Here is a 16,852-nt window from a genome sequence, read left to right as displayed (position 1 = left end):
CATGATTTTTTTGGAGAATTTTAATACTTAAATTGTTCTAATAAATCATAAAAAGGTTGCCAATTATCTTCCTCTGCTATAGGATGCCACACTGCTTCAATTATCGATCGAACTGGTACAATCGAAGGATTAGATCGATCGAGCCTATCTTTAATCTCATCTAATTCTTCCCTAACAAAATTCTCTAAAGCCCGATGATATAATAGCCTCCAAGAATGTAAATGAGTCGATCGAATTTCTGTATTTTCTAAGATTAAATCAGGATTTTCATGCCAACCATAATTAAATTGTGAAGCTAAATCTGCAAAAAATTGATGATAACTATACTGACTTTCTTTTAATAAATCGATCGTTGCCGTAACTAACTTTTTCCCTAAATTTTGAGCTAAATTTTCAAATCCTAGTTTTTTTACCATCAAAGTATGATAAAATTGATCATAATAAAGATCATAATGGGATAATCCTGCCTGTAAACTCTCAAAGGGTATCACCAACGATAAAGGCTTTTGTAACAATTCCAAATTCCAACGACAAATTAAGGGTTGATTACCATAACTATATCTACCGCCGTAGTCAAAATAAGCCGCCGTAAAGTTAGCATCATAAGTATTAATAAAGGCATAAGGGCCATAATCAAAACTCTCTCCTGTAATAGACATATTATCAGTATTGAGAACACCATGACAAAAACCCGCACTCATCCACTGCGCGCTTAATAAAGCCACCCTTTGCACTAACTCCCGATAAAAATCGATGTAAGGATGATCAGAACTTGTTAAATGGGGATAATAATAATAAATTACATGATCTAAAAGATTTTTGATTAAATCATGACGCTGTAAATAATACAGTCTCTCAAAACTACCGAAACGAATATGAGATTTACTGAATCTTACCATCACAGCGCTACGAGTGGGAGAAGGTTCGTCTCCTCGCCATAAAGATTCTCCCGTTTCAATCAAAGAAAGACAACGGGAAGTATTCACCCCTAAACGATATAATGCTTCTCCTGCAATAACTTCTCTGACTCCTCCCTTCAAAGTTAGTCGCCCATCGGCTTGGCGAGAATAGGGAGTTCTTCCCGATCCTTTTGTGCCAAAATCATATAAGAAGCCATCTTTTCCCCTAATTTGCCCATAGAGAAATCCTCTACCATCTCCCAATTGAGGATTATAAGCACCAAATTGATAACCATGATATTTTAATGCTAAACAAGGTCTAATTCCTTGAAACTTTCCGAAGGCTTCTATCCAATCATTATCGGTGACACTATCTTTGTCTATGCCCATGACAGGTAATAGATTCTCATTTACAAATCTTAATATATGTTGGGGAAATTCTGCTGGAGTAACTTCTTCATAGTAATCATCTCCTAAGTTTTCCATAGCCATTTCATATTCAAGGGAGAGAAAAGGATTTGTTATCATAGTTAGTCGTGGATAGTTAATAATGAATCATTAATTTGCATCTTATCTTTTTTCTGTCTCTTCTCTCTAAAGACATAAATCTTAATATTTCCTTTCCACCTTTGTCTTTTCTTGTTTATCAAGATTCATAGCTTTGATTTTTGATGAAAATTTATGGTTTTTTGTCCAAATCGAGATTAATTGTCGATCGAGTAATTGTCAATTATAAATTACCGTGCTATAATCAAAATTGACGAGATTAAGTATCGGTTTAAAGATTTTGTTTAAGATATTCACGAGTATTTCGAGTTTTCGATTGACAAGCTTCTCTCCGAATTGCGAATCTTAAGACTATATTGTATTTGGAGAAAGTTTATGTCTATCTATGTAGGGAATTTATCCTATGAAGTTACGGAAGCCCATTTAACCTCTGCCTTTGCGGATTTTGGAGCAGTAAAAAGAGTCTATTTACCTACCGATCGTGAAACTGGGCGTATGCGCGGTTTTGGTTTTGTGGAAATGAGTACTGATGCTGAAGAAGATAAAGCAATCGAAGCCTTAGACGGTGCAGAATGGATGGGACGTGACATGAAAGTTAACAAAGCCAAACCCCGTGAGGAAAATAATTCTCGTGGTGGCCGTGGTGGCGGTGGCGGAAGAAGAAATAGTTTTTCCAGTAGCTACTAAAAACTTATTAGTGTAACTAAAAAATATTATTTTTTACCGTTTACCCCTAACTAAATAAAGTTCAACCTCTTTTCAATTGTGAGAAGGGGTTTTTTTTGTGAAATTTTAAGTGAGCCTCGTTACTTTTTGAGCAAATTGAAGATTATAATTCATACTTGAAGGAAAATATAGATTTTAAGGAGAATGTGTCATTATGTCGATCGAAACATTAGAATTTATTATCTTTCCTGATGGTAGAGTCCAAGAAAAAGTAACAGGAATCATCGGAAAGTCTTGTGAAGAAGTAACTAAAGCCATCGAATCACAATTAGGTAGAGTTATATCACAACAAAAAACGGGAGAATATTATGAAGAAAAAATCTCCATAAATAACACCATTCCCAATCAAAATTGGTAAACTTTTATGTATAAATCTCATTTTTTGTAAGATTAAATTAAGTTTAGTAACAGAAATCTTATGTCACACTTTAGCAGTATCAAAACCCAAATTCGGAATATTAATTCTTTGAAAGCCTCTTTAGGAGATTTAGGAATTAACTGGAAACAAGGTCCTTCAAACGTTCGAGGTTATCAAGGAAAAACTAGCCAAGCGGAAATAGTTATTGAACAAGAGAATAATTATGATATTGGTTTTAGTTGGAATGGTCAAGAATATGAGTTAGTAGCTGATTTACAATACTGGCAACAGCCTTGGACTGTTGATGGTTTTTTACAGCGTGTGACTCAAGGTTATGCTTTACATACCGTTTTAACCGAATCTTCTCAACAGGGCTTCAATGTCACTGAACAACAAAAAAATGAAGATGGTAGTATTCGCTTAGTTGTTCAACGCTGGAGTTAGTTTTCAAGAGGACAGGTGGATAGGTGGACAGGTGGATAGGTAGATAGGTGGATAGGTGGATAGGTGGATAGGTGGACGGGTGGACAGGTGGACAGGTGGACAGGTGGACAAGTGGAAAATTTCAATTCTCAATTTTCAATGACTAGAATATTATGATCGATCGAAATGATGAATTTGCACCGACAGGATTAGAACCAGAATTGGGCGGAATTTGGCGAGATAACCCCGAAAGAAGCGGTTTTGAACCAGAATTAGGGGGAATCGATCGAGAAAAAGGGGTTTATGTGGATGAAGTAACCTGTATCGGTTGCAAAAATTGTGTTCATGTTGCCCCGAATACTTTTTATATTGAAGACACTTTCGGTCGATCGAGGGTTTATAATCAAGATGGAGATACAGAAGCAATTGTACAGGAGGCGATCGATACCTGTCCTGTGGACTGCATTCACTGGCTAGACTACACCGACATTAAACAAAAAGAAGGGGAACGAAAATATCAAGATGTGCGTCCACTAGGTTATCCCCAAATTCATAAATCAGCAAAAAAAAGGAAGAAATTATTAAATAATTAAGCCCTAATTGTTAATTGCTCTCCTATTTGACTACAATACAAATAACTGTTAATCCTGTCTTAAATAACTCATTCATCGAAAAACCCAAAATCCCTTAAGACAAGAACTATAGCAACCTACATAGTTAGATTTATTAATCCCCCAACGATGAAACCTCAAATCAAAAAATTCCCCCTAGTACAATCCCTCTTAGCTACCCTAGCAACAGGAAGTTTTTTAAGTATTGCTATTTCTCCCACCGCCCAAGCAGAAATGACCGATAGTCCCAAAATGGTAGTGGATGAGATGTGGCAAATCATCAATAACGAGTTTGTCGATCGAAATTTTAATCAAGTTAATTGGCAAAAAAAACGAGAAGAATTATTAAGCAAAAATTATAGTAACAGAACTCAGGCTTATCGCGCCATCAATCAAGCCTTAAAAGAATTAGGTGATCCCTATACTCGTTTTCTTCCTCCCGAACAATTTGAAGTTCTCAACAGTCAAACATCAGGGGAAACATCAGGGGTAGGCATCCGTATTGCCATCGATCCCCGTACCCAAGACTTATATATTGTCGATTCCATCAGAAAATCCCCTGCCGCCGAAGCTGGACTCCAAAGAGGCGATCGCATTGTGCGTATTGACGGTAAACCCACCGCATTAATGGATTTAGATCAAGCATCGGAAGCGTTAAAAGGGGAAATAGGTACAGATGTTAGCTTAGAAATTGCACGACGAGGACAACCTTCCTTTCAAGTCAAAGTAGTCCGTAGTGAGATAGAAGTTCCCTCTGTGGATTTTAGTCTCAAACAGGAAGCAGGGTTAAACGTAGGTTACATCAAACTAGACGAATTTAGCTCCCTTGCTGCCCAACAAATGAAAGATGCTATTGACGAATTACAAAAACAACAAGCCTCCGCTTTTGTACTGGATTTGAGGGGTAATCCGGGGGGATTATTATTTGCTAGTGTGGACATTGCCAGAATGTGGATGGCAGAAGGGGAAATTGTGGACATAGTCGATCGAAGAGGTGGACACCGCCGTTTTCAGGCGAATAATTCAGCTATTACCGATTTACCCTTAGTGGTTTTAGTCGATGGTAACTCCGCTAGTGCCAGTGAAATTTTAGCAGGAGCGTTAAAAGAAAATAAGAGAGCTACAGTTGTGGGGACAAATACTTTTGGTAAAGGTACAGTACAATCCGTTCATTCCCTCTCCGATGGCTCAGGATTAGCAGTAACAATCTCCCGTTACTATCCTCCCAGTGGCATGAATATCAATAAAAAAGGTATTGCCCCTGATATTGTACAAGGCATTAGCAGAGAAGAGGAGTATCTTTTGAGTCAAAACCCCTCTTTATTTGCCACCAAAGCTGATTCCCAATACTCTAAAGCCGTATCTATTCTCCGAACTCGTACCCCCGTTAATGAATCTAATTCCGTAAGTATTCGACAATAAATTTAGATGAGATTTTTGTTGGGTGACGATGAATTCTAACCCAACCGACAAATTAAAGATAAATTTAGGATTAAAAAAATGAATCAAATCATAGAGGTTAATATTGCCGATGTTTTGTCTCGACTTGAAACAAAGATAGACGGTTTAGACAAAAAATTTGAGGATAAACTTGATAAGTTAGAAAACAAAATCGATCATGTAGCAAATAAAGTTAATGACATCAAAGTAAATCTAGCTAAAGTTGATGAAAAAATTATTGGTTTAGATAAGCGATTAGGCAATTTAGAATTTGTAACTCGATCGATAGTAGGAGGAGTTATTGTCGCTTTGCTTTTGGCTTTTGCTCGTTATCTTTTTCCTAACGTCACCTTGTAACGGATGGTAATCAATTTCAAAATATAGTCGAAGGACAGGAACAATGAAAATTCAAGCAATAATACATGAAGCGGAAGAAGGTGGATACTGGGCGGAAGTGCCATCATTACCGGGCTGTGTTACCGAAGGTGATACAATGGAGGAATTGGAGACTAATCTTCGGGAGGCGATCGAACTATATTTAAGACCCATTCCTCATCAACAAGATTCCTCTAATAAGATATTGGAATTAATTTTATGAAATCAATTTCAGGAAAGCGATTAGCTAAAAATAATCAGACAATAATAATTCCTATTCATGGCAATAAAGATTTAAGAATAGGTACTGTTATATAAAACTTACTCATAGTTACCTATGACGTTTACTTCTTGCTTCTACCAGTCAAGTCGGCTTGATACTGTCCACAAGCGTTGATTCGGGTGTAACCCACCCTACTTTTATTATTCTAATTAATTGATTAATCTTGAATAATAACTAATTTTTATTTAATTTAATCTTTAAATTAAATAGTTTTAACAGTCTTGGTTATCGACTTCATTAAAAGCTAACATATTTTAAAAAAATGTCAACCTTTATCCCGTGAGTAGGTATAAACAACTATAATAAACTATTAGTTAACAGTTAAAAGCTCTTAAAAGTCTGATGAAACAAGCTAATTTGACTGAAGATGATTTGATTTAACCACAAATTAGATCGATAAGTTATTCGATCGCTTTCAGAGCCACAGCTCGATCGAACTGAGGTAAAATAAGAAAAATTATTTATAGATAATGTTGGGTTTCACGGATTCAACCCAACCTACATTTATTCCTCATTAAAAATATGGCTTATTATTGGTTTAAAACATTTCACCTTATCGGTATTGTCGTTTGGTTTGCAGGGTTATTTTATTTAGTACGTTTGTTTGTATATCATGCTGAAGCTAATGAAAAACCTGAACCTGCTCAAAGCATCCTCAAACAACAATATGAGTTGATGGAAAAACGTCTTTATAATATCATCACTACTCCCGGTATGGTTGTTACAGTTGTAATGGCGATCGGACTCATTCGTACACAACCTGAAATTTTAAAATCTTCTTGGTTACATATCAAATTCTTGTTTGTCGGCTTATTGTTGATTTATCATTTTTGGTGTGGCAGAATCATCAAACAATTAGAAAAAGGTGAAAATAGTTGGAGTGGACAAAAATTTCGGGCATTAAATGAAGCGCCAACTCTCCTTTTAGTTGTCATTGTCATGTTGGCGGTGTTTAAAAATAGTTTTCCCCTTGATATTGCCACTTGGTTAATTGTCGGTTTAGTAATTATTATGGCAGGAAGCATTCAATTTTATGCCAAAATTCGCCGTCAAAATGAAGCTAAATTAGCACCAATAATCGACAGTGAAGAAGTAAAAGTTTGATCAATTTTTCATTCTTTTATACCATGCTTTAACTAATTTTATTTCGTCATAACTGTAGTTGTCTCCCAATTTCTCCTTTAATGTTTTTAAAGATTGATCTCCCATTTGTTCGATCGTATTCACAATAACTTCTTTTTTCTTTGATAACACAAATTTGTCAATATCGATCGACTGATTTAGTTCAATTAATTCACTGATATGGGTGATAATAGTACTCACCGCAAAACCCCTTTCTTTGGCAATTTCTGGTATGGTTAAACCCTGTTGATATAACTGTAAAGTTTTCATTTGAGTAGTAGTAGGGAGAGCAACCGTTAAGTTTTCTTCGTTTAAAAAATAGGTGATTTCTTCAATAAAATAATGACCATATTTATTAAGTTTATACTCTGTTATTCCCGATAATTTTGCTAAACTTTTTAAGTTTTTTGGTTGCATTTGTGCCATTATTTTAAGAGTTGAATCTCCAAAAATAACGTAGGGAGCAATGTTTTCTTGATCAGCTAATTTTTTTCTTAACTTTTTCAATCTCTGCATTAATAACTCTACTTCTAAGGCTTTGGGGTGATACTCATGAATAACTCTATTTTTATTAGTATTTTCTACAGCAATTTTTACCTGTTTTTTTTGTCTTAATATCTCCCAACTATCCTTATTTAATTTTAAAATTTTATAACTATCTTCTGTTTGATTTAATAGCCCTTGATAGACTAAAGATTTACCTAAATATTCCCATTCTTCCACCGTTTTATCTTTGCCAATACCATAGGTTGAAAGTAAATGATGTCCATATTTATAGACTTTATCACTGGTTGAACCCCGTAAAACTTCTATAATATGTTTAATACCAAATTTTTCGTTACAACGGGCGACACAGGATAAAAATTTTTGAGCCTCAATGGTACAATCTTCAAATTCTTTAGGATTTAAACAGTTATCACAACCATCACAATCACCCCTAAATCTTTCGCCAAAATAACTTAATTGGATGATACGGCGACAATAATTTGTTTCTGCATATTCAATAACTTTTTTTAGTTGTTGATAGCTAATTTTTTGCTCTTGAATACTCTCTTTTTGTTTAATAAAATAGTTGATTTTATACTCATCATTAGGATTATATAATAATATACACTTAGCTGGGTCTCCATCTCTACCAGCGCGCCCTGATTCTTGATAGTAACTTTCTATATTTCTGGGTAAGTCATGATGAATCACAAAGCGCACATCGGGCTTATTAATTCCCATGCCAAAGGCGAGGGTTGCCACCATGATTCTGACATCATCTCGAATAAAACTGTTTTGGTAGTTCGATCGAACCTCATCGGATAATCTGCCATGATAGGGTAAAGCAGAGATACCATCTTGAGTGAGACGGGAAGCTAAATCTTCTGTTGTTTTACGAGCGAAACAATAAACTATACCAGAACCATCTAAACGACGAATGAGGTTAAAAAGTTGTTGATAGGTGCGTTTTTGACGGGGTTGCACTTCATAATAAAGATTGCTACGATTAAAGCTGAAACGATGAATCGCAGGATTTTTAAAATTGAGTTGCGTAATAATATCTTTTTGTACTCGTGTGGTAGCGGTAGCCGTTAAAGCCATGAGGGGAATGTTAGGAAAACGAAACCGCAGTTGTCGCAGTTGACGATATTCTTGACGAAAATCATGCCCCCATTCCGAGATACAATGGGCTTCATCGATGGCAAAAAAAGAAATCGTCACCGTAGAGGTAAGAAGTTGTAAAAACTGTTGAAATTTCTCACTAACTAATCTTTCAGGGGCAAGATAAACTAATTTGATTTTTCCTGCCAAAATAGCTTCTTCTCGGCGACGAACTTCTGTATAATCGAGGGTACTATTAAGAAAAGTCGCATTGATACCATTATCCTGTAACGCCATAACTTGATCTTGCATTAAAGATATAAGCGGTGATACTACGATCGCCACCCCTTTTTTCAATAACGCAGGAAGTTGAAAACAAAGGGATTTGCCTCCGCCTGTGGGCATTATAACTAATAAATCTCGATCGAGCAGGGCTTGATTGATAATTTCTTCTTGTCCATCTCGAAAACGATCATGACCAAAATACTGCTTTAATGATTGTTGTAAGGAAGCCATTAAGAATTAAGAATTAAGAATTAAGAATTAAGAATTAAGAGTTAAGAGTTAAGAATTAAGAGTTAAGAATTAAGGATTAAGAGTTAAGGATTAACTCCCTGTCTTCCTGTCTTCCTGTCTTCCTGTCTTCCTGTCTTCCTGTCTTCCTGTCTCCCTGTCTTCCTATCCCCCTATCTTCCTCTACCTATGCCACTTAGTCACACCGCCGGGGGCATCAATGAGGGTAACACCTTTTTCTTTCAATAAGTCTCGGATTCGATCGCCCTCTTGGTAGTTTTTCGCCTTCCGTGCCTCTAGTCTTTGTTGAATTAAAGTCTCAATTTCTTCCTCGGTAATGGACAAAGAAACTGGCTCTTTTTCCTCATAATTAGCCTCTAATCCTAATACTTGGGCTAAGGTAACTAAAGTATGCCATTTATCTCCTAATTCTTGGCTCGATCGAGTAGTTTTGCCCTCATGGGTTAAGATGTTAGCCTCTTTAACTAACTCCTTTGCTAGTTCAAACAAGATAGCTAATCCTGATGCAAAATTAAAATCTCGATCGATGGCTTGACAAAAGTCCTCCTGAACTGATTTAATAATTGTAAACTGGGATTCCCTTGTCAAATTTAGCTTTTCTCTATACTTAACTCCAAAAAGTAAACCCTCCGCTAAAGTATGCCAACCCTTCGTTACACCCTCCATCGCATCCTGTGTGAAGTCAAGAGGTTTACGATAATTTGCTTGTAAGATAAAAATACGCATCGCCATAGGGTCATATTTTGCCAATAAATCCCGAATTGTGACAAAATTCCCCAAAGATTTCGACATTTTCTCCCCGTCAACCTTCACCATGCCATTATGCAACCAATAACGAGATAAAGGCTTCCCCGTCACCGCCTCCGATTGAGCAATTTCGTTTTCATGATGAGGGAAAATTAAATCATTGCCCCCTACATGAATATCGATCGTTTCCCCTAACATCTCTCTAACCATAGCAGAGCATTCAATGTGCCAACCGGGGCGCCCTTTTCCCCAAGGAGAATCAAAACTAGGCTCATCAGGTTTTGCTGACTTCCACAAAGCAAAATCAAAAGGTTTTTGTTTCACCCCTTCACTTTGATTAACTCTACCACTTGCCCCAGTTTGTAAATCTTCTAATTTGCGCCCTGACAATTTGCCATAGTCTTTAAATTTCTCTACGGAGTAATAAACATCACCTTCTGTTTCATAAGCATAGCCTTTTTGCTCTAATTCCCAAATCAATTTTTTGATACCGTCTAGGGTATGGGTAGCACGAGGATAAGCATTCGCAGGTTTAACATTTAACTGCGTCATATCCTCAAAATATGCCTCAATAAAGCGCTCAGATACCGCCTCCATCGTGGTGTTTTCCTGTCGCGCACGATTGAGAATTTTATCGTCAATATCTGTAAAATTTTGAATATAGTTAACCTTATAACCACGCCACTCTAAATAACGTCTCACAACATCCCAAGTGATACAAGTTCGAGCATGACCTAAATGACAATAGTCATACACTGTTATCCCGCAACAGTACATATTGACAGTATCTGCATTAAGGGGGATAAATTCTTCTTCTCGATTGGTAAGGGTGTTATAAAGACTTAAATTCATCGGTGAGTTAATGAGGAATGAGGAATGAGGAATGAGGAATTAATAATTAAAAGTACCCATTGTCCATTATCCATTCTCCATTCTCCATTATTTATGGTTGATTGTCAATGGGTTGAGGGGAAGTTGATTCTTGTTGTTTCTGCATTTCCATCATGCGTTTAAGTTGTTGTTGTTTAAAGTCTTCGGCGGCACTGTTAATATTTTTATTTGTGTCTTCGGCAAATTCTTCTCCATTACGCCCATTCAAAAAGTTGGCATTATGAATTAATTGCATGGGATTAAAACCACTTGTACCATACATAGGATTGACTTCATTACTTTGAAATGGTTGGGGTTGTTGGTTATTGATGTTTTGAGCATTGACGTAATTTTGACTAAAACCGATAAATCCTAATGTTATAGTCAAGGTGGTAAAAAGATTTGAATTAATGACTTTTTTCATGATTTTATCTAGCTAATTTACTAAGTTTATGGACGTTATATAATTAATTTTGTTTCCTTTATTTATTGTTAAACTTCGATCGCTAATTCCTGTTTCTATATTTTTATTATAAGTTATATAAACCATTATTATAAAAGAAATATGCGATCGCAACTAAATGTTTTTAAATTTACTTAGGAAAAAAGATTAAAATATAGCATTCCTATATGAGTTGTAAGAAAATAATAATTTAATTTCCACCAAAATTGGGGTTTAGAGGGCAATAATTCTCACAAATGATTTAGGATTGCTATAGTAGTAAATAATCTTTAAAAATGTAGAAAAGCCATTTTTTTATTCTCAATTTTAAGCAAAACGACGGCTTAATAAGGGTTTAATTGAGAGTAAAATCACCACATCAAAGATGAATAATAATGATAAGACTGTGACAAATTTAAGACTTCCCCAAGGGGTATTCATGACTATACTAACAAAACTCCAATCAGAATTTTGATATATATATCTAATAGGCTCAATGGCGTAGGTTAAAGGGTTTAAACTGGCGATGACTTGTAACCATTCTGCCATGAAGGAAAGAGGTGCTAATGCAGTACTAGCAAACAACAGAGGCAGATTAATTACAAAAATCACTGCTAATAATTCAATATGTCCGGGGAGGGCAAAAGCTAAACCTAGGCTTAATCCTGTTACACCCAATACAATAAGAAATACAATAAGTACGATGGCACTCAACCCCCCAAGACTGGGTAAACCAGCACCAATAAAAGCACTGGCGGTAATAATAACGGCAGTTTGAATTAAGCTCAGGGTGATAATATAGATTGTAGAGGCAAGGACGATCGAAAATCGAGAGGCTAAAGGTGCTACTAATAATCTATTTAAAAAGCCAAATTCTCGATCGAACATGATGGGTAATCCGGCATTTAATGCACCAGAAAAAGCAGTAAAAATGATAATTCCCGGTGCTAAAAATTGTCCATAATTAGCATTATTTCCGAATAAATTATTAGGGGCATGAAAGAATAAAGCACCAAATAAAATTAACCACATAAAAGGTTGAATAACTCCAGCAATTAGGGTTGAAGGGCGACGTTTTAATTGAATAAATAAACGCTTATTCATAGCCAGTGTTTCTTGTAAAAAATCACTCAAATCATTGGATTTTTCGGGAATTTTTACATTAGAATTGGGTGCTAAAATTTCTGTAAATTGAGGGTTAGAAAAACTTTGAGTCATAATTAATCGTAAATAGTTATTGTAATATTTTAAAAGTTCAGATTCATGGCAAAATTGCTTATATCGCTAATATAGCAGAATTAATGAATTTACCCACAGAATAGTGTAATCTGATTATTTCTATAACTTTTTACTTGAATCATTTTCATTAAACCTGACACCTGATACCTGACACCTGATACCTAAAAAAATAAAAATACTGAAAGTATCAAAAAAATCAATGCTCGATCGAAATTTGAGGTTAAATAGGAAAAAAGTATCTATTTTTATATCATGACTATTTCTTCTACTCTTATTCCAACTACTCAACACAATCCCCTACAAGAAGCTCAAGGTATTTACGTTACTGTACATGGACACTTTTATCAACCCCCTAGGGAAAATCCCTATCTAAATACGATCGAACGACAACCTAGCGCCCATCCTTTCCACGATTGGAATGAAAGAATTTTCTATGAATGTTATCGCAACAACGCTTTTGCCCGTATTTTTAACAATCAAGGTGATATTGTCGGTATCGTCAATAACTATGAATACATGAGTTTTAATATGGGGGCAACTCTCATGTCGTGGTTAGAAAAGTACGATCGAGCCGTGTATCAGAGAATTATAGAAGCCGATCGAGCCAGTTGTCAACGGTTAAACGGTCATGGTAACGCCATCGCCCAAGTGTATAATCATATTATCATGCCCCTTGCCAACGAAAGAGACAAATTTACACAGGTAAGATGGGGAAAAGCTGACTTTTATAGTCGTTTTGGCAGACAACCCGAAGGAATGTGGTTAGCAGAAACCGCCGTTGATTACGACACTTTAGAAGTATTAATAGCAGAAGGCATAAAATTTATTATCCTTGCACCTTCCCAAGCCAAAAAATGTCGCCCCATAGGAGACAATAAAGAATGGTTAGAAGTAGGAGGAGGGCAAATTGACTCCACTCGCCCCTATCGATGTTATGTTGACAACGGTGCTTATATTGATGTATTTTTCTATGATGGACCTATTTCTGGAGATATGGGTTTTGGAGATGTCTTACTAAGTAGTAATCATTTTTACTCCCGTCTTAACCTAGCCGTTAGGGGAGACAAACGGCAATCTCAACTCATCTCCGTAGCTACCGATGGAGAGACATTCGGACATCATAAAAAAGACACCGAAAAATGTTTAGCCTATGCCTTTACTAAAGAATTTCCCCAAAAAGGTTGGACTGTAACCAACTACGCTCATTATCTTAGTATAGTTACTCCTACTTGGGAAGTAGAATTAAAACCAGCTACCGCTTGGAGTTGTTATCACGGAGTCGAGAGATGGAAAGACGACTGCGGATGTGGAGGAGGAGGAGAATATCATCAAAAATGGCGTAAACCCCTGCGAGAATCTTTAAACTGGTTACGAGACGAATTAACCAAAGTTTATGAAGATGTGGGCTATCATTATTTTAAAAATATTTGGTTAGCAAGGGATGAATATATAGAAGTCATTTTAGATCGAAACCCTGATACTGTCGAAAAATTTTTGCATCGTCACGCCTCCCATAACCTCTCCCCTAGTGAACAAATTGACGCTTTACGATTGTTAGAAATGCAACGACACTCTTTATTAATGTTTACCAGTTGCGGATGGTTTTTTGAAGAAATATCACGCCCTGAAGGCACACAAATCTTACGCTATGCTTCCCACGCCTTAGAGTTAGCAGGAGAAGTAGCAGGAGTACAACTAGAAAAAGAATTTCTCGATCGACTCTCAGAAGCAGAAAGTAACATTAAGGAATATAGTAACGGAGAAGGAGTTTATCGTCAAGCAGTGATACCTTCCCAAGTAAATTTAGAACAAGTTACCGCCCATTATGCCCTTAGTTCCTTGTATAATGACTATCAAAGTGAGCAAACTATTTACTGTTATTCTGCCCAAAAATTAGACTTTCAGAAACAACAAATAGGCTCTTTGACATTAGCAATAGGACAAGTGCGCTTAACCTCACAAATTACATGGGAAAGCGGACATTTTATTTTTGCGGTTTTACACTTAGGGGGTTGGGATTTCCATTGTTGTATTCAACCGTTTTCCAGTCGCTTGGCTTATACAGAAATGAAAGAGGAATTATTTTCTATCCTCAAACAAGCCAGTGTTGTGGAATTGGTTTTAACCATGAGTAAATTATTTGGTAATAAATCCTTTGACTTAAAACATCTTTTTGCCGAAGAAAGATTGGCAATCATGGAAAAATTAACCGTCACCACGAAAAAAAGACTAGATCAGCTTTATACTCAAGTATATCGAGATAATTATAGTATTTTACTGGCTTTTCAACGGGATGAAGTGCCAATCCCCCAAGAGTTACAAGTAGCGGCAGAAGTTGCCATTTCCTATCGTTGTATCAAAGTTATTGAAGCTATCAATAATAATATCCCAGACTTAGATAATTTAGAACCTTATCTCATTGAGTTAGATGCCATTGCCACAGAGGCTAATAATTTACAATGTCAATTAGAGATTCCTAAAGGTAAAAAAACCCTTGAAAAACTTATCTTATTCTCTCTTGAACAAATTTTATCAGATCAGGATATTTCTGAATATGATATTCAGATGATCGATCGACTAATTAAACTAGGGAAAAAACTAAAATTAAACCTTTGGTTAGATAAAATTCAAGAAATTTATTATGACTTTTTATATACTCAATTAGTCCCCAAATTAGCCTTAACTAATCACAAATTACTTGATCCGAATCACTTCAGATTATGGATTAAGTTAGCAGAATATTTAGACATTTATATCAACTTTGATGAAGATAAATAATTAGTGTTTAAAATAATTAAGGTTTGCTGAAAAAGTGTTTATCTCCTGTCTCCTGTCTCCTAACTCCTATCTCACCTCAGTTCGACATAAAGAAAATGATGAAAACTAGACAGGTAGACAAGTGGACAAGTGGACAAGTGGACAGGTAGAAAAATTCCCAATATTTGTGGGTTTTAAAAATAATTTTATTGACTCAAAAAAAACACAATCCTCCTGTCTGCCTGTCTGCCTGTCTTCCAAGTCAGTCCTCACCTATTTTTATATCGAACTCAGGTTATCTCCTACTTTCACCGATAATTCTATCTCGAACTCAGATGACCTTGAATGCAAAATATCAATTTTAAAAATGTATTTTTTGCAAATCATTAAAAAAATGTTACGAAACATACAAATTAAACCATCGTAAACCTTTTAAATATGTACATCAAACTTAACAAATGTTCAAATAAATTAGGAAAATCCATTAATCTATGTCCCAAGTATCCAGACGCAAATTTATCTTCACCGCCGGAGTAACCGCCGTAGGTAGTGCTATTTTACATGGTTGCACCACCGGAGGTAACGAACAACCCACCACAGAAACTCCTACTACTACCGCCCCCGTTACTGGAGATGCACCCGAAGTAACTACCGCTAAATTAGGTTTTATTGCCTTAACGGACTCTGCACCCTTAATTATTGCCAAAGAAAAAGGCTTGTTTGATAAATACGGCATGACTGGAGTAGAGATATTGAAACAAGCATCATGGCCTGTTACAAGGGATAACATTGAATTAGGTTCGGCTGGTGGTGGTATTGATGGAGCTCACATTCTTTCCCCTATGCCTTATCTAATGACATTAGGGACAATTACAAAAAGTGGACAGCCTGTCCCTATGTATATATTGGCAAGATTAAACACCAATGGACAAGCTATTTCCATCGGCAATGCCTACAAAGATGCTAATGTAGCCCTAGATAGTTCAGTGATCAAAGCCAAAGTCAATAAGGATTCTAAATTTGCCATGACTTTCCCCGGTGGTACTCATGATCTTTGGATGCGTTATTGGTTAGCGGCAGGGGGTATTAATCCCGATACCGATGTTTCTGTTATTCCTGTGCCTCCTCCTCAAATGGTGGCGAATATGAAAGTAGGTAATATGGAGGCTTTCTGTGTGGGTGAACCTTGGAATGCTCAATTAATTAACCAAGATATTGGTTATAGTGCTTTAGTGACTGGTGAATTATGGAATGATCACCCTGAAAAGGCATTAGGTTTAAGAAAAGATTGGGTGGATGCAAATCCAAAAGCCGCTAAAGCCTTATTAACCGCAGTGTTAGAAGCTCAACAATGGTGTGATAAACCAGAAAATATTGAAGAAATGTGTCAAATTGTTTCTCAAGATAAGTGGTTTAAAGTGCCTTTTGAGGATATTGTAGAACGATCGAAAGGTAATATTGATTTTGGCAATGGTAGAGTAGAGAAAAACTTCCCCTATGCCATGAAATTTTGGAGAGATAACGCTTCCTATCCTTTCAAGAGTCATGATTTATGGTTTTTAACGGAAGATATACGTTGGGGGTACATTCCCGCCGATACCGATACAAAAGCATTAGTAGATCAAGTCAACCGTGAAGACTTGTGGAAAGAAGCGGCTAAAGCCTTGAGTGTGCCTGAAGCTGAAATTCCCACAAGTACATCCCGTGGTGTCGAAACTTTCTTTGATGGGGTAACATTTGATCCTGAAAATCCTCAAGGTTATTTAGACTCCTTAAAAATCAAAAAAGTTTAAGCAATAAATGATTGATATAAAAGACAAAATTAGTTAACAACATTAAAGTTAATTATTTAACCTTAGTTACTAAAGTTGTCTTCTAAAACACATCGTAACTTTTTTATAAAATAAAAAATAATCAGACATATTATTAATT

The 16,852-nt window shown here is 36.0% G+C and carries 15 protein-coding genes; 10 read left to right on the top strand and 5 right to left on the bottom strand.

Annotation, left to right across the window (positions count from 1 at the left end; translation table 11 throughout):
* Window positions 1–20: 20 nt before the first annotated feature.
* Entirely contained in the window at window positions 21–1,427 is a 1,407-nt protein-coding gene (locus SYN6308_RS10725) for a protein adenylyltransferase SelO (protein ID WP_017294441.1), read from the bottom strand.
* Window positions 1,428–1,781: 354 nt separating this feature from the next.
* Between SYN6308_RS10725 and SYN6308_RS10720 the strand changes: the two genes are divergently transcribed.
* The 8 genes from SYN6308_RS10720 (at window position 1,782) to hemJ (ending at window position 6,726) form a co-directional block, all read left to right on the top strand.
* Window positions 1,782–2,093, top strand: coding sequence for an RNA recognition motif domain-containing protein (locus SYN6308_RS10720; RefSeq protein WP_017294440.1), 312 nt, complete (start codon window positions 1,782–1,784; stop codon window positions 2,091–2,093).
* Between the two features lie 193 nt (window positions 2,094–2,286).
* Entirely contained in the window at window positions 2,287–2,490 is a 204-nt protein-coding gene (locus SYN6308_RS10715; protein WP_017294439.1) for a DUF2997 domain-containing protein, read from the top strand.
* 60 nt (window positions 2,491–2,550) lie between these two features.
* Entirely contained in the window at window positions 2,551–2,934 is a 384-nt protein-coding gene (locus SYN6308_RS10710; protein WP_017294438.1) for a DUF1257 domain-containing protein, read from the top strand.
* 152 nt (window positions 2,935–3,086) lie between these two features.
* Window positions 3,087–3,506, top strand: coding sequence for a ferredoxin (locus SYN6308_RS10705; RefSeq protein WP_017294437.1), 420 nt, complete (start codon window positions 3,087–3,089; stop codon window positions 3,504–3,506).
* Between the two features lie 147 nt (window positions 3,507–3,653).
* On the top strand, window positions 3,654–4,946 hold the full coding sequence (ctpB, locus tag SYN6308_RS10700; protein ID WP_017294436.1) for a carboxyl-terminal processing protease CtpB: 1,293 nt from the start codon (window positions 3,654–3,656) through the stop codon (window positions 4,944–4,946).
* A 78-nt stretch (window positions 4,947–5,024) separates the two neighbouring features.
* Complete coding sequence (locus SYN6308_RS10695) at window positions 5,025–5,321, top strand: DUF4164 family protein (protein WP_017294435.1); 297 nt, start codon at window positions 5,025–5,027, stop codon at window positions 5,319–5,321.
* Between the two features lie 43 nt (window positions 5,322–5,364).
* Window positions 5,365–5,562, top strand: a complete 198-nt coding sequence (locus tag SYN6308_RS10690; protein ID WP_017294434.1) for a type II toxin-antitoxin system HicB family antitoxin — start codon at window positions 5,365–5,367, stop codon at window positions 5,560–5,562.
* Window positions 5,563–6,144: 582 nt separating this feature from the next.
* Complete coding sequence (hemJ, locus tag SYN6308_RS10685) at window positions 6,145–6,726, top strand: protoporphyrinogen oxidase HemJ (protein ID WP_017294433.1); 582 nt, start codon at window positions 6,145–6,147, stop codon at window positions 6,724–6,726.
* Here hemJ and recQ read toward each other — a convergent pair whose 3' ends face one another.
* The 4 genes from recQ to SYN6308_RS10665 form a co-directional block, all read right to left on the bottom strand.
* Window positions 6,727–8,847 (bottom strand): DNA helicase RecQ, encoded by a 2,121-nt coding sequence (gene recQ / locus SYN6308_RS10680; protein WP_017294432.1) that lies wholly within the window; start codon window positions 8,845–8,847, stop codon window positions 6,727–6,729.
* 180 nt (window positions 8,848–9,027) lie between these two features.
* On the bottom strand, window positions 9,028–10,464 hold the full coding sequence (cysS, locus tag SYN6308_RS10675) for a cysteine--tRNA ligase (protein ID WP_017294431.1): 1,437 nt from the start codon (window positions 10,462–10,464) through the stop codon (window positions 9,028–9,030).
* A gap of 91 nt (window positions 10,465–10,555) precedes the next feature.
* On the bottom strand, window positions 10,556–10,906 hold the full coding sequence (locus tag SYN6308_RS22290; RefSeq protein WP_017294430.1) for a hypothetical protein: 351 nt from the start codon (window positions 10,904–10,906) through the stop codon (window positions 10,556–10,558).
* Between the two features lie 345 nt (window positions 10,907–11,251).
* Window positions 11,252–12,028, bottom strand: a complete 777-nt coding sequence (locus SYN6308_RS10665; RefSeq protein WP_390091440.1) for an ABC transporter permease — start codon at window positions 12,026–12,028, stop codon at window positions 11,252–11,254.
* 387 nt (window positions 12,029–12,415) lie between these two features.
* Here SYN6308_RS10665 and SYN6308_RS22285 point away from each other — a divergent pair, with 387 nt between their 5' ends.
* Together SYN6308_RS22285 and SYN6308_RS10655 are read left to right on the top strand one after the other, a co-directional pair.
* Window positions 12,416–14,941, top strand: coding sequence for a DUF3536 domain-containing protein (locus SYN6308_RS22285; protein WP_017294428.1), 2,526 nt, complete (start codon window positions 12,416–12,418; stop codon window positions 14,939–14,941).
* A 470-nt stretch (window positions 14,942–15,411) separates the two neighbouring features.
* Window positions 15,412–16,713 carry a CmpA/NrtA family ABC transporter substrate-binding protein gene (locus SYN6308_RS10655; RefSeq protein WP_017294427.1) on the top strand — a complete coding sequence of 434 codons (1,302 nt, stop codon included), beginning with the start codon at window positions 15,412–15,414 and terminating at the stop codon, window positions 16,711–16,713.
* The last annotated feature ends 139 nt before the right edge of the window (window positions 16,714–16,852 follow it).

It is taken from the genome of Geminocystis herdmanii PCC 6308 (assembly GCF_000332235.1).
GTDB lineage: Bacteria > Cyanobacteriota > Cyanobacteriia > Cyanobacteriales > Cyanobacteriaceae > Geminocystis > Geminocystis herdmanii.
This window is presented reverse-complemented; position numbering and strand designations above follow the sequence as displayed.

Excerpts from the sequence above, each read along its gene's own strand:
- SYN6308_RS10690 (WP_017294434.1), top strand. The coding sequence starts at position 5,365 with ATGAAAATTCAAGCAATAATACATGAAGCGGAAGAAGGTGGATACTGG.
- SYN6308_RS10695 (WP_017294435.1), top strand. The coding sequence starts at position 5,025 with ATGAATCAAATCATAGAGGTTAATATTGCCGATGTTTTGTCTCGACTT.
- SYN6308_RS10705 (WP_017294437.1), top strand. The coding sequence starts at position 3,087 with ATGATCGATCGAAATGATGAATTTGCACCGACAGGATTAGAACCAGAA.
- SYN6308_RS22285 (WP_017294428.1), top strand. The coding sequence starts at position 12,416 with ATGACTATTTCTTCTACTCTTATTCCAACTACTCAACACAATCCCCTA.
- recQ (WP_017294432.1), bottom strand. The coding sequence starts at position 8,847 with ATGGCTTCCTTACAACAATCATTAAAGCAGTATTTTGGTCATGATCGT.
- hemJ (WP_017294433.1), top strand. The coding sequence starts at position 6,145 with ATGGCTTATTATTGGTTTAAAACATTTCACCTTATCGGTATTGTCGTT.
- cysS (WP_017294431.1), bottom strand. The coding sequence starts at position 10,464 with ATGAATTTAAGTCTTTATAACACCCTTACCAATCGAGAAGAAGAATTT.
- SYN6308_RS10725 (WP_017294441.1), bottom strand. The coding sequence starts at position 1,427 with ATGATAACAAATCCTTTTCTCTCCCTTGAATATGAAATGGCTATGGAA.
- SYN6308_RS10665 (WP_390091440.1), bottom strand. The coding sequence starts at position 12,028 with ATGAATAAGCGTTTATTTATTCAATTAAAACGTCGCCCTTCAACCCTA.
- SYN6308_RS22290 (WP_017294430.1), bottom strand. The coding sequence starts at position 10,906 with ATGAAAAAAGTCATTAATTCAAATCTTTTTACCACCTTGACTATAACA.
- SYN6308_RS10715 (WP_017294439.1), top strand. The coding sequence starts at position 2,287 with ATGTCGATCGAAACATTAGAATTTATTATCTTTCCTGATGGTAGAGTC.
- SYN6308_RS10655 (WP_017294427.1), top strand. The coding sequence starts at position 15,412 with ATGTCCCAAGTATCCAGACGCAAATTTATCTTCACCGCCGGAGTAACC.
- SYN6308_RS10720 (WP_017294440.1), top strand. The coding sequence starts at position 1,782 with ATGTCTATCTATGTAGGGAATTTATCCTATGAAGTTACGGAAGCCCAT.
- SYN6308_RS10710 (WP_017294438.1), top strand. The coding sequence starts at position 2,551 with ATGTCACACTTTAGCAGTATCAAAACCCAAATTCGGAATATTAATTCT.
- ctpB (WP_017294436.1), top strand. The coding sequence starts at position 3,654 with ATGAAACCTCAAATCAAAAAATTCCCCCTAGTACAATCCCTCTTAGCT.